Below are 14937 nucleotides of genomic sequence, written 5' to 3' on the forward strand. Positions count from 1 at the left end.
GCCTCCTTAAGGTCGTTCGATGCGCCGCTGCAACAGGTTGATCAGCAGCAACAGGACAAAGGAAACCACCAGCATCAACACGCCGATGGAGGTCGCGCCGGTGTAATCGTACTGGTCGAGCTTGACCATGATCAGCAGCGGCAGGATTTCGGTTTTCATCGGCATGTTGCCGGCGATGAAGATCACCGAGCCGTACTCGCCGACACCCCGGGCAAAGGCCAGGGCAAAACCGGTCAGCCAGGCCGGCAGCAGCGCCGGTACCAGGATGTGGCGGAACACCTGCCAGGGCTTGGCGCCGAGACAGGCGGCGGCTTCTTCGACCTCACGGGGAATGTCGGCCAGCACCGGCTGTACGGTGCGCACCACGAACGGCAGGGTGACGAAAGTCAGCGCCAGGGTGATGCCCAGGGGGGTGTAGGCGATCTTGAAACCCAGGTCGGTGGCGAACTGGCCGACCAGGCCGGTCGGCGCGTACAGCGCGGTCAGCGCGATACCGGCCACGGCGGTGGGCAGGGCGAACGGCAAGTCGATCATCGCATCGATGATCTTGCGTCCGGGAAAGCTGTAGCGCACCAGCACCCAGGCCAGCAGCGTGCCGATCACGCCATTGATGATCGCCGCGTACAGCGCCGTGCCGAAGCTCAGCTTGAGCGCGGCGAGCACCCGCGGCGCCGAGACAATGGCCCAGAACTGATCCCAGGTGAGTTGGGCGGCATGCACGAACATCGCCGCCAGGGGTATGAGCACAATCAGGCTGAGGTACACCAAGGTGTAGCCCAGCGTCAGCCCGAAGCCGGGTATGACGGGGGAGATACGACGCGACATAAAAGTCCTTGGTTAGCGGGTAGATACCATTGTAGGAGCGAGCTTGCTCGCGAAGAACTCAAGGGCACCGCGCTCAATCAGAATGTACGCGTTATCGTTGACGATCTTCGCGAGCAAGCTCGCTCCTACAGGTAGTGTTGCTTACTGCGCCTGGTAGATCTGGTCGAACACCCCGCCATCGTTGAAGAATTTCGGCTGGGCAGTTTTCCAGCCGCCGAAGTCCTTGTCGATGGTCACCAGGTCCAGTTTGGGGAACTGCTGGGCGTATTTGGCCGCCACATCCTTGTCCCGCGGGCGATAGAAGTTCTTCGCCGCGATCTCCTGGCCAGCCGGGCTGTACAGGTGCTTGAGGTAGGCCTCGGCGATCTCGGTGTTGCCCTTTTTCTCGGCGTTCTTGTCCACCACCGCCACGGGCGGCTCGGCGAGGATCGACAGCGAAGGCACGACGATGTCGAACTTGTCGGCGCCGCCGTCTTCCTTCAATGCCAGGAAGGCTTCGTTTTCCCAGGCCAGCAACACGTCGCCCTGACCGTTGTTGACGAAGGTGATGGTCGAGCCGCGGGCGCCGGTATCCAGCACCGGTACGTGCTTGAACAGCTCCTTCACGTATTCCTGGGCACGGGCTTCGCTGCCACCGGCTTTCAGGCCATAGGCCCAGGCGGCGAGGAAGTTCCAGCGGGCGCCGCCGGAGGTTTTCGGGTTCGGCGTGATCACCGACACGTCTTTCTTGATCAGGTCGCCCCAGTCCTTGATGCCCTTGGGGTTGCCCTTGCGCACCAGGAACACGATGGTCGAGGTGTAGGGCGTGCTCGCATCCGGCAGGCGTGTTTGCCAGTCGGCCGGCAGGGTCCTGCCGAGCTTGGCGATTTCATCGATGTCGCCGGCCAGCGCCAGGGTCACCACGTCGGCGCGCAGGCCGTCGATCACCGCGCGGCCCTGCTTGCCCGAGCCACCGTGGGATTGCTGGATCTTGACGTTGTCGCCCGGGTGTTCCTTTTTCCAGAAGCTTACGAACTCGCTGTTGTAGTCCTGGTACAGCTCGCGGGTCGGGTCGTACGACACGTTGAGCAACTCGTAATCCTTGGCAACGGCGGAACCGGCAAAAACGGCGCTGGCGAGGGCGGCCAGGGCATAACGGCGAATCGACGACATGATGGAGCTCCCGAAATTTTTTAATGTGCTGGCATTTTTCTTATGGCGAATCAGGCCCGCATTCGTGGGCGAACGCTGGGGTTCAGGTTGGGGGTCATGGATGACGCCCTCCGGTTGTCCAGTCGGGCCTCTCATGGCGAGAGGTGGTGCGGCGTTCAGCTTGGTTTGTTGCCAGGGTGTTGCAGGCGGAACTTTTCCTTGCGTTCGATCTGCACGACCTGGGCGTTGTGCACGGTGATTTCCACCGCGCCGAAACGCAGGTCGCGCAATGCGCTTTGAATCTCGCGCAAGATGGTTTGTTCGTCCTGGCCGTCAACGCTACGAAGAGATGCGCTCATGGTGTTGCTCCTGAATGAGATGTGCCTGGCAGTGGCGGCACTGCTTGCGGCGTGAGGGCAATAGTAGATAGGCGCAGATATTCTTAAAAATACTATTTAAGAATGCTTATATAACCAGAAGAAATTATTTGAATTGACGCGAGGTTGCGTCTCTTCAGGCGGCAGAAAACCCTGTAGCCGCTGCCGCAGGCTGCGATAGGACCGCAGGTCCTCCTGCGTCCTCACGAGCGCCACGGCCGTTCCGGCCGATCGCAGCCTGCGGCAGCGGCTACAGGGTGGAATCTATGCAAGCCTGGCAATCAGTGGATCTGCGGCGCCCGGTTCCATTGCAGTTGCGCCGCCGGCACCGGGCGGCCGAACCAGTAGCCCTGGCCCAGGTCGCAGCCCTGGTCGAGGAGGAAGCGCGCCTGTTCCACCTGTTCGATGCCTTCGGCGTGCACCTGCATGCCCATGCTCTGGGCCAGGGCGATGATCACCCGGGAGATCGCCGCGTCGTCTTCGTCCCCCGGCAGGCCGGCGACAAAACCCTGGTCGATCTTCAGCTTCTGCACCGGCAGGCGCTTGAGCCGCAGCAGCGAGGAATAACCGGTGCCGAAGTCGTCGATGGCCAGGCGCAGCCCCAGTTCGCGCAGGCGGTGCATCTGCTCCAGGGCGACTTCCGGGTCTTCCATCACCGCGCTTTCGGTGACTTCCAGCTCCAGGTAGGCCGGGTCCAGGCCGGTGTCGTGCAGCACCTGGGCCACCTGCTGGTACAGCTCGCGGCGGGCGAACAGGCGGCTGGAGACATTCACCGCGACGAACGACAACGCCATGCCCTCCGCCTGCCATTGGCACATCTGCCGGCAGGCCTGCTGCATGACCCAGGCATCGATCTCGGCGATCAGCCCGGCGCGCTCGGCAATCGGAATGAACTCCCCAGGCGGAACCAGGCCGCGCTGCGGATGCTCCCAGCGCACCAGCGCCTCGACCCCGACCAGGCGGCTGCTGGCAAGGTCGTGCACCGGCTGGTAGAACACCCGCAGCTCCTGCTGCTCCAGGGCGCGGCGCAATTCGAAGGCAATTTCCACCCGTTGCTGGGCGTGGGCCGTCAGTTCCTCGGTGTACAGCGCGTAACTGTCGCGCCCGGCGCTCTTGGCCTTGAACAGCGCCGTGTCGGCATTGCGCAACAGTTGCTCGGCGCTCAGGGCATCGCTGGGAAACAGGCTGATGCCGATGCTGGCATTGATGAACAGCTGGTTCTCGTCCATCAGGAAAGGCTGCTTCACCCCGTCGATGATGCGCTGCGCCAGCACCGCGGCCTGCCCCGGCTGCGCGCAGCTCTCGACCAGCACCGCGAACTCGTCGCCGCCCAGCCGCGCCAGGGTGATGCCCGGGCCGAACATGCCTTGCAGGCGCTGGGCCACGGCCTTGAGCAGGCGGTCGCCGATATTGTGTCCGAGGCTGTCGTTGATCATCTTGAAGTGATCCAGGTCGACCATCAGCAGCGCACAGCCGCGTTTGTGAATCTGCGCCGACGCCAGGGCCTGCTCGGCGCGGTCGGTGAACAGCAGGCGATTGGGCAAGTCGGTCAGCGGATCGTGGTGCGCCAGGTGGGCCAGTTCGTGCTCGGAATCCTTGATCGCGCTGATGTCGGAAAACACCGCGACATAGTGGCTGAGCTGGCCGTCGTCATCGCGGATGGCGCGGATGGTCTGCCACTGCGGGTAGATCTCGCCGCACTTGCGCCGGTTCCAGATCTCGCCGCTCCACTCGCCCGTGGTGCTCAGCGAATCGAACATGGCCTGGTAGAAATCCGCCGTGTGATGCCCGGACTTGAACAGGCTCGGCTGGCGGCCCAGCACCTCGTCGCGCTGATAGCCGGTGATCTCGATGAATGCACGGTTCACGTGGACGATCTGGCCCCGGCGGTCGCTGACCAGCACCCCTTCGCGGGTGCAATCGAACACGGCGGCCGCCTGGCGCAGACGCTCGCGGTCCTCGCGCTGGTGATGCAGCCAGGAGTCGGCACCCAGCAAACGCAGCAGACGGCCCCGCGCGATGAAGATCAGGACCGCGCTGACCAGGGCCCAGAGATACCCGTTGATCAGTTGCCAGCGCGCCAGATCGTTCGACTCATCGAAGAAACTGCTCAATAAATGACCACTGAGCTGCAACCACACCACAGACAACAAGAGATAGAGCAAGGCTGCGCGCAAAGCGTCGCGGGAAGAAACCGACATAAGGTCGTCAATGTCCTTACGGAAAGCTTGGGATTATAGAGGAAGAAACATCTCGCCACTCTTATCTGAAAGGGCGACTGGTTTTCTCTGTGGGCTCGGTGATAATGCGACTGCTGTTTTTTCTTTATCGAGGGCCCTACAGCCTATGTGGTACGAAGGTTTTCTTGGCTTGTCGGCCTGGCAACTGGTGGCAGTCACCCTGTTAATGACTCACGTGACCATCGTTGGCGTCACGGTTTACCTGCATCGCTATTCAGCCCACCGCTCCCTGGAGCTCAATGCCGGCCTGAAACATTTCTTCCGCTTCTGGCTGTGGCTGACCACGGCGCAGAACACCCGCGAGTGGACCGCCATCCACCGCAAGCACCACGCCAAATGCGAGACCGAGGATGACCCCCACAGCCCGGTGATCAAGGGCCTGTCCACGGTGCTGCGCAAAGGCGCCGAGCTGTACCGCGAAGAGGCGAAAAACCCGGAAACCCTGCGCATCTACGGCAAGAACTGCCCGGACGACTGGATCGAGCGCAACCTCTACTCGCGCTACAAGCTGGGCGGCGTGGCGCTGATGGCGGTGATCGACCTGCTGCTGTTCGGCACCATCGGCATCACCATCTGGGCGATCCAGATGATGTGGATCCCGGTCTGGGCCGCCGGCGTGATCAACGGCCTGGGCCATGCGGTCGGCTATCGCAACTTCGAATGCCGCGACGCGGCCACCAACCTGGTGCCCTGGGGCATCCTGGTCGGCGGCGAAGAGCTGCACAATAACCATCACACCTACCCCAACTCGGCCAAGCTGTCGGTGAAGAAGTGGGAGTTCGACCTGGGCTGGGCCTGGATCAAGGTGTTCAGCTTCCTGCGCCTGGCCAAGGTGCAGCGGGTCGCGCCGATCGCCCATCGGGTCGAAGGCAAGGGCCACCTGGACATGGACACGGCGATGGCGATCCTCAACAACCGTTTCCAGATCATGGCGCAGTACCGCAAGCTGGTGATCGCGCCGCTGGTCAAGCAGGAGCTGGACAAGGTCGATCACTCGGTGCGCCACCAGTTCCATCGCGCCAAGCGCCTGCTGTCGCGGGAGACCAGCCTGCTGGAAGAGCGCCACCATGCGCGTATCCAGAACATGCTGGAGCACAGCCAGGCCCTGAAAGTGATCTACGAAAAGCGCCTGGCGCTGCAGCAGATCTGGGCCAAGACCAGCTCCAACGGCCACGACATGCTGGCGGCGATCAAGGACTGGGTCCACGAAGCCGAGGCCAGCGGGATCCAATCGCTGCGCGACTTCGCCAGCCAGTTGAAAACCTACTCGCTGCGCCCCGCCAGCCTCTGACGCTGGCCCGTTCACCCGCCATGGCGAGCCCGGCTGCCGTGGCGGGTGGGCTTCGCTGCCCTCCCCGCCCCATGAGCTCCAGCCCGTCCTGCGCGCCACCGTGACCGCCCAGCGGGTGCCAGCTCCCAGACCGCGGCAAACGGGAACTTCGTCGCCAATCCCCTATCTCAAGCAACACTTCGCCATCCAGGCGGGCTTTCCGTGGCCGCTTCGTTTCCCGAGCGGCGAGCGCTTTGAGATCGGTGCCGATGGTCAACAAGAACCCACAACTCCCATCCGCTTTTCCCCAGTGGCCCGAGGCCGCGCAAACCCTGATGGCGCTGATGCATGCCCAGGGCGAGGTCGCCCGGCTGACAGAACGCGAACAGCTGTTCAGCTCGTTGCTGGTCAGCGTCAATGCCGTGCTCTGGGCCTTCGACTGGGAAGCCCGCCAGGTGCTGTACGTCAGCCCGGCGTATGAACGCATCTTCGGCCGCTCCGCCGGCCTATTGCTGGCCGACGCCAACGAATGGCGCGACAGCGTCTACCCCGACGACCTCGAATACGCCGAGCGAACCCTGGCCCAGGTGCTGGAAAAAGGTGCGGTGGAAGACCGCGAATACCGCATCATCGATGCCCAGGGCCAGGTCCGCTGGCTCAGCGACAAGTGCTTCATCAATCGCAATGCCGCTCCCGGGGACCGGGTGATCATCGTCGGCCTGGCCGAGGACATCACCGAGAAAAAGCACCTGGAAACCGAGCTGCAACGCCTGGCCACCACCGACGTGCTGACCCAGAGCAGCAACCGCCGGCACTTCTTCGAATGCGCCAACCGCGAATTCGAGCAGGCGCGCCAGCAAGGCACGCCGCTAGCCTTCCTGCTGCTGGATATTGATGACTTCAAGGTGGTCAACGACACCTACGGCCACCCCGAGGGCGATAACGTCCTGCAACGCATCGCCGAGACCGGCCGCGCGACCCTGCGCCGTGGCGACCTGTTCGGGCGTATCGGTGGCGAGGAGTTCGCCGCCCTATTCCCCGGTTGCGCCCCGGACATGGCGCGCCAGGTTGCCGAACGCCTGCAGCGGGAAATCCAGCGCCTGACCTTCAGCCATGGCGAGGAGCAGTTCAGCATCACCGTCAGCCAGGGCCTGACCAGCCTCACCGTCGACGACGAAAACCTCGACAGCCTCTTCGCCCGCGCCGACGCGGCGATGTACGAAGCCAAGCGCCAGGGCAAGAACCGGATCGTTTCGGGGTAGGTCGCAACTGCAACCCACCGTAGCCGCTGCCGAGCCCCGCGAGGCTGCGATCGGCTGCGCAGCAGTCGTAAAACCCGGCAACTTGATCTTCCTGGCGAACCGCGTGCCCAGGTTTGGCGAGGACTTTGTCCTCGAACGCAGCCTCGCGGGCTCGGCAGCGGCTACAGGATTGCGCGGTGTCCTCACGCTTCTCGCGTATCGGTTTTACGCAGGCGAACCAGCTCCGGCAGGCCGATCTTGAGCAGGCGCGCGGTCTTGCTGTCGGCCAGTTCTTCAAGGCCCTCGGATGGCCGCAAGCGGGCGAGCTGGGCGGAGAGGTTCATCACCAGGGCCTCGCGGGAATAAACCCCGCCACCGAGCTGGTAGGCCGAGGCAATCAGCTCGCGCAGCTCCAGCGGCAGGCGCCAGCGAGTGCGCAAGGCCGAACCATAGGCCGCGCCGAACTGTGCCAGGGCATCGCCGATCTCTTCCATGTCGTCCAGCGCGCCACCGGCCTGTTTCCACTCTTGCAGGCAACGCAGCAGCGCCAGGTCCCCCAGACGATGCAGCAGGCCGGCGCAATAGCAGCGCTCCTGGTCCAGGTCCAGCAAGCGGGCCAGGGTTCGGCCGTATTCCGCGGTGTGCAGCGACAGCTCCCAGTAACGCTCGGCGTAATCGCCCAGGGCCGGGTCGCTCAGGCGCGCGCTGCGCTTGAGCGCCAGGCCGAGAATCAGGTTCATGCTCTGCCCGGTACCCAGCCGTTGCAGGGCCTGGGCCAGAGTCTGCACGGCGTTGCCATGGTGCTGCGCGGCGCTGTTGGCCGCGGCGATCAGCACCGCGTTGATCTGCGGGTCGGTACGCACCTCTTCTTCCAGCAGCTTGAGGTCGAGACCGTTGGGGTTGAGGCTGCGCTTCACCGCCAGTTGCACATCGGCGAGCAACGGCGCGCCGTCGGCCAGCTCGCGGCGGCGCTCGAGAAAAGTCCACAGGGTCATGCCCGGCGCCAGGGTCGGCACCCCGCACGACACTTCCTGGCCGGGGTCCAGCAGCAGGTCCTGCAGGCGCTGGGTCAGGCCTTCCATGTTCAGCGGCTTGGTCAGGTAGGCCGTCGGCGCCAGCGGCAGGGCTTCGCGCACGCTGGCACTGTCGTTGCGGCTGCTCATGAGGATGAACGGCAGCACCGGGTTGCGCTTGCGCTGGCGCACGCTGCGCAGCAGGCCCAGGCCGTCGACGCCGGGCAACTCCCAGTCGGCGATCACCAGGTCATAGGGGTTTTCGGCCAACAGTTGCAGGGCTTCCTGACCGTCGGCGCACACATCCAGCCGCGCGTCGCAACGTACATTCAACAACACCTGCTTGAGCAAATCGCGCGACCAAGGGTCCGACTCGGCAATCAACACTCGCGGTACAGCGGGTAAATCCACAGCAGTCATGCAGCACGCTCCCTGGGCAATCCCTTGCACCTTAGTCAATGCCGAGGCTTGCATACAACGCAAATGCACTGCGCAGCCTCGTTCGGCACAAAAAAACCCGCCGAAGCGGGTCTTTTTGTCGATCGGGTCACAGGCGGGATCAGAGCTCGGAGAAGCACTCTTCGATGATCGCCAGGCCCTTGTCCAGCTGCTCGTCCGGCGAGGTCAGCGGAACCAGCACGCGCAGGACGTTGCCGTAGGTGCCGCAGGACAGCAGGATCAGGCCCTTGTCGCGCGCCTTGGCAACAACCTGTGCCACGGCGGCCGCGTTCGGCTTGTGGCTGTCGCCGTTCTCGAACAGCTCGACCGCGATCATCGCGCCCAGAGCACGCACGTCGCCGATCACCGGGTACTTGGCCTGGATGGCCTTGAGGCCGGTCACCAGACGCTCGCCGACCGCCTTGCAACGGTCCAGCAGGTGCTCTTCCTCGAACACTTCCATCACGGCCAGGGCCGCGGCGCAGGCGATCGGGCTACCGGCGTAGGTGCCGCCCAGGCCGCCTGGCGCGATGGCGTCCATGTATTCGGCCTTGCCGCAGACACCGGCCAGCGGGAAGCCGCCAGCGATGGACTTGGCGAAGGTGGTCAGGTCGGCGGCAACGCCCATCTGCTCCATGGCGAAGAAGGTGCCGGTACGGCCAGCGCCGGTCTGCACTTCGTCGGCGATCAGCAGGATGCCGTGCTGGTCACACAGGGCGCGCAGACGCTTCATGAACTCTTTAGGCGCGACGTAGAAACCGCCTTCGCCCTGCACCGGCTCGATGATGATCGCGGCGATGTCACGTGGCTCGGCATCGTTCTTGAAGATGCGCTCGATGCTGGCGATCGAATCGTCGATGCTCACACCGTGCAGCTCGTTCGGGTACAGCGCGCGGAAGATGCCGCCTGGCATCAGGCCCATGCCGGCCGAGTAAGGCACGACCTTGCCGGTCAGGCCCAGGGTCATCATGGTGCGGCCGTGGTAGGCGCCGGTGAAGGCGATCACGCCGGCGCGGCCAGTGGCGGCACGGGCGATCTTCACCGAGTTCTCCACGGCTTCGGAACCGGTGGTCACCAGCAGGGTTTTCTTGGCGAAATCGCCCGGCACCTTGGCGTTCACTTTTTCGCACAGTTCCACGTAAGGCTCGTAGGCCAGGACCTGGAAGCAGGTGTGGGTCAGCTTGTTCAGCTGCTCGGTCACCGCGGCGACGATTTTCGGGTGCAGGTGGCCGGTGTTGAGTACGGCGATACCGCCGGCGAAGTCGATGAACTCGCGACCTTCAACGTCGGTTACCGTGGCGTTCTTCGCGGAGTCGGCGAAGATCGGGTGAATCTGGCCAACACCGCGCGGTACGGCGGCTTCACGGCGTTTCATCAGGGATGCGTTGGTCTTGCTCATAGTGTCCTCATTCGCCGCTCATCGGTCGGCGTGGTTCAAGGATGACGTGGCGGGGAGGCAACCGCGGCAGCATGCGATGATCGACTGCCCCGGCTATCCCGGCCACTACTGAAATATCGTTTACAACACGCCAGGGGACAGCGCTCTCGTGCCCCTGGCGTTTAAAACCATGCCTTGGCGCGGGTATCAGATGCCCAGGCAGAGGTATTTGATTTCCAGGTAATCCTCGATGCCGTACTTGGAACCTTCACGGCCCAGGCCCGAGGCCTTGATACCGCCGAACGGCGCGACTTCGTTGGAGATCAACCCGGTGTTGACGCCGACCATGCCGTATTCCAGGGCTTCGGCCACACGGAACACACGGCCCAGGTCGCGAGCGTAGAAGTACGAGGCCAGGCCGAACTCGGTGTCGTTGGACATCGCGATCACTTCGGCTTCGTCCTTGAAACGGAACAGCGGCGCCAGCGGGCCGAAGGTTTCTTCCTTGGCCACGGCGGCGTCTTTCGACACGTTGACCAGGATGGTCGGCTCGAAGAAGTTGCCTTCCATCGGCTTGCCACCGGCCAGCAGGGTCGCGCCTTTGCCCAGGGCGTCGGCGATGTGTTCCTGGACCTTGGCCACGGCTTTTTCGTCGATCAGAGGACCTGTGGTGGTGCCGTCTTCCAGGCCGTTGCCGATCTTCAGCTTGGCCACCGCGGCCTTGAGCTTCTCGGCGAAGGCGTCGTAGACCGAATCCTGGATGTACAGGCGGTTGGCGCAGACACAGGTCTGACCGTTGTTGCGGTACTTGGAGATGATCGCGCCTTCGACGGCCTTATCCAGGTCCGCGTCGTCGAACACGATGAACGGAGCGTTACCGCCCAGCTCCAGGGAAACCTTCTTGATGTCCTTGGCGCATTCGGCCATCAGCTGGCGACCGATTTCGGTCGAGCCGGTGAAGGACAGCTTGCGCACGATCGGGTTGCTGGTCAGCTCGCCGCCGATGTCGCCGGCGCTACCGGTGACCACGCTCAGCACGCCTTTCGGAATGCCCGCGCGGTGCGCCAGCTCGACCAGGGCCAGGGCCGAGAACGGGGTCTGCGACGCCGGCTTGATCACCATGGTGCAACCAGCGGCCAGGGCCGGGCCGGCTTTACGGGTGATCATCGCCGCCGGGAAGTTCCACGGGGTGATGGCCGCAGTCACGCCGATCGGCTGTTTGATCACGATCAGGCGCTTGTCCGGCTGGTGGCCGGGAATCACGTCACCGTAGATGCGCTTGGCTTCTTCGGCGAACCATTCGATGAAGGAGGCGGCGTAGGCGATTTCGCCCTTGGCTTCGGCCAGTGGCTTGCCCTGCTCCAGGGTCATCAGGCGACCGAGGTCGTCCTGGTTTTCGATCAGCAGCTCATACCAGCGACGCAGCTTGGTCGCCCGCTCCTTGGCGGTCAGCGCGCGCCAGGCCGGCAGGGCCTTGTCGGCGGCTTCGATGGCACGACGGGTTTCGGCAGCGCCCATCTTCGGCACGGTGCCGAGGATTTCGCCCGTGGCCGGGTTGTTCACTTTGATGGTCTGGCCGTTATCCGCGTCGACCCAAGCCCCATCGATGAAGGCTTGCTGGCGGAACAACTGGGCGTCTTTAAGCTGCATGTCGGTTTCCTTAACAGCACCGCGCGGGGCGGAGCGAATTGTGATTGTTGAAAGGCGCCTTGACAGGCTGCCGTCAGGAAAAACTGTTACCGGGCTCAAGCACAGAAATAGCGCCTGTCAGAATAGACGGGCGGATCGGCTCTTTGACAAGAGCGTTTGAAATCTCAAACGAATCCTAGGGTCAACCAGGGGACAGGGCAATAGGCTGTTCGAAAAAAAGAACGAAAACGCCGCTTTGGCAGAATCTTTCGGATCAACGACACCGTCCCTGCGATTGCCCCCTCTGTAGGAGCGAGCTTGCTCGCGATGGCGGCCTGGCGGTCGACATGGGTGTCGAATGGGCGTTCTTTATCGCGAGCAAGCTCGCTCCTACAGGGGGTTGGGCGTACCAAACGCAAAAAACCCCGCAGCCGGAAGGCTGCGGGGTTGTTCCAGGGCCAGGCCTTAGGTGAACGACTTGAGGATCGTCAGCAGGCTGGCGAGGTTGTCGCCGACACCGCCCTGGGCCATTTTCTCGGTGGCCGCCGCGCCTGCGGTGGTGTTGACGCTGTAGATCTGCATCACGCCCTGGTTGGTCGCCGCCTGGGCCAGGGTGTTTTGCTGTTGCTGGGCCGAGACCGAGTTCTGGAACAGGATCGCTACGGATTGCCCCAGGGACTGGTAGATGGTGCCCATCGACATGGCCGGCGCTTCGGCCACGACCTTGACGTTGGTCTGGGTCACGGCGTCGGTGATTTGCGGACTGACTGTACTCATAGGTGAAACTCCTTATTTCAAGAAAGAACAACTTCCGTTAGCGCTCGCCCGATCAAGGGTTGAACGATTTGAGGACTGTCAGCAGGCTGGTCAGGTTGTCGGCCACGCCGCCCTGGGCGACTTTTTCGGTCGCCGCCGCGCCGGCGGTGGTATCGACGCTGTAGATCTGCATCACGCCCTGGTTGGTGGCGGCCTGGGCCAGGGTATTTTGCTGCTGCTGGGCGGAAACAGCGTTCTGGAACAGAATCGCCGTCGCCTGGCCCATGGACTGGTAGATGGTGCTCATCGCCATCGCTGGGGATTCGGCCACCACTTTGACGTTGGTCTGGGTGACCGCGTCGGTAATTTGCTCGTTGACTAATGGCATGGTTCAACTTCCTTTGTTTAGTACACGGCGGGTTCCGTGTTAACCAATGAACGTGGCAAAACACAGGCTGTGAACGAGCAAATGCTCAATGGTCCTCCGGCGCGTCGCCTGCCTGGTCGATACGGGAAAGCACCGCCTCGACCTGCTGCACCAGCCCCAGCATCCGCGCTTGCACGGCTTCCTCGACGGTCTGGCGGATCAGTTGGTTCTGCGCGCTGCTGAGCATCCGCACAGGCTCCTCCGGCGCATCGATAACCGTCGCCTGTTGCTTGGCCGCCAGCCACTGGCGGATCACCGCTTCACGTTGCTGGGGACTGCCCAGCAGGCTGCTTTCGCTGACCCTGGCCTGCTCCATCAAGTCGCGGGTGCGTTGTCTCTCGCTCTCGATCAAATGCTGGGTCTGGTTGAGCACCCGCTCCATGACACCCGTGCGCGGCTCGCTGCGCATCCAGGCTTCGAGAATCTGCTTTTCGCCCGGGGACAGGCTCAGGTTGAGCGCATCGGCCAATTGATAAAGACTCGCTAGCGAGTCGGAATTTTCCTGGGGCATCTCGGCCTCCTCCTTGCTCATTAAAGAACGTGCTGCTGCCCAGTCCCGGAGGGCTCCGGGACCGGGTGTTCATGACGCCAGGACGGCGTGAATCAGGACGGCGGCGCGCCGCGATTGGCCAGGGTGTTGCTGTACTTGGCGATGCTCTCGTCGATCTTGTCGATGGCAATACCCGCCGCTGTCGCCTCCAGGGCGCCGGCGGCCGCGGCAACGGCGGCGGCCGCCCCCACCAGCAGATCGGTGGCCAGGGCGCCCAAGGCGTCCTCGGCGGCTTTTTCCGGATGGTTTTCGACGATGTTTTTCGTCATCTGCTCGAGCAATACCGCCTGGGCCGCCAGCGCCAGCTTGCTGACCCCGTCGAAATAGCCCGCCGCCGATTGCGCGACCAGGCCGGCGGCCTGGCTGATCATCATGTCCGGGGCAATGGCGATCTGCGCCGGGGCATAGCTGAAGGTCTGCGCGTTGGTGAACTGCACCGCCTCGACGATCTGGCTGTTCAGCGCATCGGTGCTGCCGGTCGGCGGCGCCGCGACCTGGACCATCATGTAGTCGTTCATGCGGTCCATCACCGTGCGCGGCGACTTGCTGGGAGGACTCGGTGGCGGGGAGTCGCCCGCTGGGGTGGGATCGGCAACCTGGGGCCCCGCAGCCCTAGGCTCGGCGGCTTCGGGATTGCTCGGCCTGGAATTGCGCGGCTCGGTATCGCTTGGCTTGGGATCGGCCGCCTCGGGGTCGGTCGCCGACGTGGCGTCAGTCTCCGGCTCGACGGCGGCGGCAGGTTTTTTCTTGAACCAGAACATGAGGCATCTCCCCAGGCGTCAAGGCTTCTCGCCGATCTGCATGATCAGCGACACCGCCTTGGAGATCACCGCATTGGAGATCTGATTCAACGCCTGCTGGCTGTTGACCGCGTTCTGCAGGGACAGCCCCGCCGAATGACTGGCCACCTGGTACAGCGAGGCAATGGCCTGGGCCGGCGCCTCGGCCACCACCTTGACGTTGGTTTGCGTTACAGCGTCGGTAATCTGGCTGTTGACCTCTGGCATACATCTCTCCTTGATGGAAGGCGCCAGCGCAGGCGCGCTGGCGGTGAACTCGTCGACGGTTTCAGGTGCTCATGACACAAGAACGCCCGGCATCCACGGCTGTGAACGCAAAAGCGCTGTCAACGCAGCGCCGCCCGCAGCAACTGCACGCGCTTGCGCACCAGGGGCTGGGCGATGCCCAGCTCGGCGGCGATCTGCGGGTATGGCAATTCCTCGACAAAGCGCATTTCAAACAACCGCCGCTGGAGCAATGGCAGTTGCTCCACGCGATTGCCCAACTGCACCAGTCGTTCGAACCGCTCGGTGTACTCGAACACCGACAGGCAAGGCGCGGCGAGCAGGGCCTGGTGATCGTGCTCAAGGTCGATCGAATGATCGAACAGCTGCCCTTCACGCTTGCTGCGCCGCAGGCTGTCGAGAAACACGTGGTCCAGCACCAGAAACAGAAAACCCTGCGGCTCTCGTATGCGTTCCGGGGAACGCCTGAAGAACAGCAGGGCTTTCACGGCCGTGTTGGACAGCCACTCCTGGGCCAGGGCCAGGTTGCCCCTGGCTCGCCGGTTGGCCCGGCGCATCAGCTCGGGGTACACCGCTCGCCAGCTTGCCTCGAACAACCGGTCGACCGCCGCCACTTCACGAAAAGATCCCATCGCCA

At 63.5% G+C, this 14937-nt stretch carries 15 protein-coding genes; 2 read left to right on the forward strand and 13 right to left on the reverse strand.

The annotated features are described in order from the left end of the window. Positions 1 to 6 precede the first annotated feature (6 nt). The 4 genes from cysT to dibA all read right to left on the reverse strand — a co-directional run bounded on the left by cysT (position 7) and on the right by dibA (position 4534). Positions 7 to 825: a sulfate ABC transporter permease subunit CysT gene (gene cysT, locus AC07VU_RS10120; protein WP_007921521.1), complete on the reverse strand. Its 819-nt coding sequence runs from the start codon at positions 823 to 825 to the stop codon at positions 7 to 9. A gap of 141 nt (positions 826 to 966) precedes the next feature. After that, positions 967 to 1977, reverse strand: coding sequence for a sulfate ABC transporter substrate-binding protein (locus AC07VU_RS10125; RefSeq protein ID WP_495029808.1), 1011 nt, complete (start codon positions 1975 to 1977; stop codon positions 967 to 969). 155 nt (positions 1978 to 2132) lie between these two features. Next, positions 2133 to 2315, reverse strand: a complete 183-nt coding sequence (oscA, locus tag AC07VU_RS10130) for a sulfur starvation response protein OscA (RefSeq protein ID WP_007921516.1) — start codon at positions 2313 to 2315, stop codon at positions 2133 to 2135. Between the two features lie 299 nt (positions 2316 to 2614). After that, the gene (gene dibA, locus AC07VU_RS10135; RefSeq protein ID WP_495029809.1) at positions 2615 to 4534 is read right to left on the reverse strand and encodes a phosphodiesterase DibA; all 1920 of its coding nucleotides are present in this window, start codon (positions 4532 to 4534) and stop codon (positions 2615 to 2617) included. A 145-nt stretch (positions 4535 to 4679) separates the two neighbouring features. Here dibA and desA point away from each other — a divergent pair, with 145 nt between their 5' ends. Both desA and AC07VU_RS10145 read left to right on the forward strand, forming a co-directional pair. Continuing rightward, positions 4680 to 5864, forward strand: a complete 1185-nt coding sequence (gene desA, locus AC07VU_RS10140; protein ID WP_007921512.1) for a delta-9 fatty acid desaturase DesA — start codon at positions 4680 to 4682, stop codon at positions 5862 to 5864. Between the two features lie 248 nt (positions 5865 to 6112). Beyond that, complete coding sequence (locus AC07VU_RS10145) at positions 6113 to 7105, forward strand: GGDEF domain-containing protein (protein WP_274305202.1); 993 nt, start codon at positions 6113 to 6115, stop codon at positions 7103 to 7105. 182 nt (positions 7106 to 7287) lie between these two features. Here the strand turns inward: AC07VU_RS10145 and AC07VU_RS10150 are convergent, their stop codons facing one another. The 9 genes from AC07VU_RS10150 to AC07VU_RS10190 all read right to left on the reverse strand — a co-directional run bounded on the left by AC07VU_RS10150 (position 7288) and on the right by AC07VU_RS10190 (position 14932). Next, entirely contained in the window at positions 7288 to 8517 is a 1230-nt protein-coding gene (locus AC07VU_RS10150; RefSeq protein ID WP_274305201.1) for a response regulator, read from the reverse strand. A gap of 139 nt (positions 8518 to 8656) precedes the next feature. Beyond that, positions 8657 to 9934 carry a 4-aminobutyrate--2-oxoglutarate transaminase gene (gabT, locus tag AC07VU_RS10155; RefSeq protein WP_007930337.1) on the reverse strand — a complete coding sequence of 426 codons (1278 nt, stop codon included), beginning with the start codon at positions 9932 to 9934 and terminating at the stop codon, positions 8657 to 8659. Between the two features lie 186 nt (positions 9935 to 10120). Further along, positions 10121 to 11563, reverse strand: a complete 1443-nt coding sequence (gene gabD, locus AC07VU_RS10160) for an NADP-dependent succinate-semialdehyde dehydrogenase (RefSeq protein WP_007930336.1) — start codon at positions 11561 to 11563, stop codon at positions 10121 to 10123. A gap of 444 nt (positions 11564 to 12007) precedes the next feature. Then, positions 12008 to 12319, reverse strand: coding sequence for a RebB family R body protein (locus AC07VU_RS10165; protein WP_025808521.1), 312 nt, complete (start codon positions 12317 to 12319; stop codon positions 12008 to 12010). Positions 12320 to 12371: 52 nt separating this feature from the next. Then, positions 12372 to 12686, reverse strand: coding sequence for a RebB family R body protein (locus tag AC07VU_RS10170; protein ID WP_009041621.1), 315 nt, complete (start codon positions 12684 to 12686; stop codon positions 12372 to 12374). Between the two features lie 85 nt (positions 12687 to 12771). Then, a complete protein-coding gene (locus tag AC07VU_RS10175; protein WP_009041620.1) occupies positions 12772 to 13236 on the reverse strand; it encodes a hypothetical protein in 465 nt (154 codons plus the stop codon). Between the two features lie 92 nt (positions 13237 to 13328). Then, complete coding sequence (locus AC07VU_RS10180) at positions 13329 to 14036, reverse strand: hypothetical protein (protein ID WP_495029810.1); 708 nt, start codon at positions 14034 to 14036, stop codon at positions 13329 to 13331. Positions 14037 to 14054: 18 nt separating this feature from the next. Further along, the gene (locus tag AC07VU_RS10185; protein WP_007930328.1) at positions 14055 to 14282 is read right to left on the reverse strand and encodes a RebB family R body protein; all 228 of its coding nucleotides are present in this window, start codon (positions 14280 to 14282) and stop codon (positions 14055 to 14057) included. A gap of 119 nt (positions 14283 to 14401) precedes the next feature. Further along, positions 14402 to 14932: an RNA polymerase sigma factor gene (locus AC07VU_RS10190; protein ID WP_172963020.1), complete on the reverse strand. Its 531-nt coding sequence runs from the start codon at positions 14930 to 14932 to the stop codon at positions 14402 to 14404. Positions 14933 to 14937 lie beyond the last annotated feature (5 nt).

It is taken from the genome of Pseudomonas sp. GW821-FHT02B10 (genome assembly GCF_059421865.1).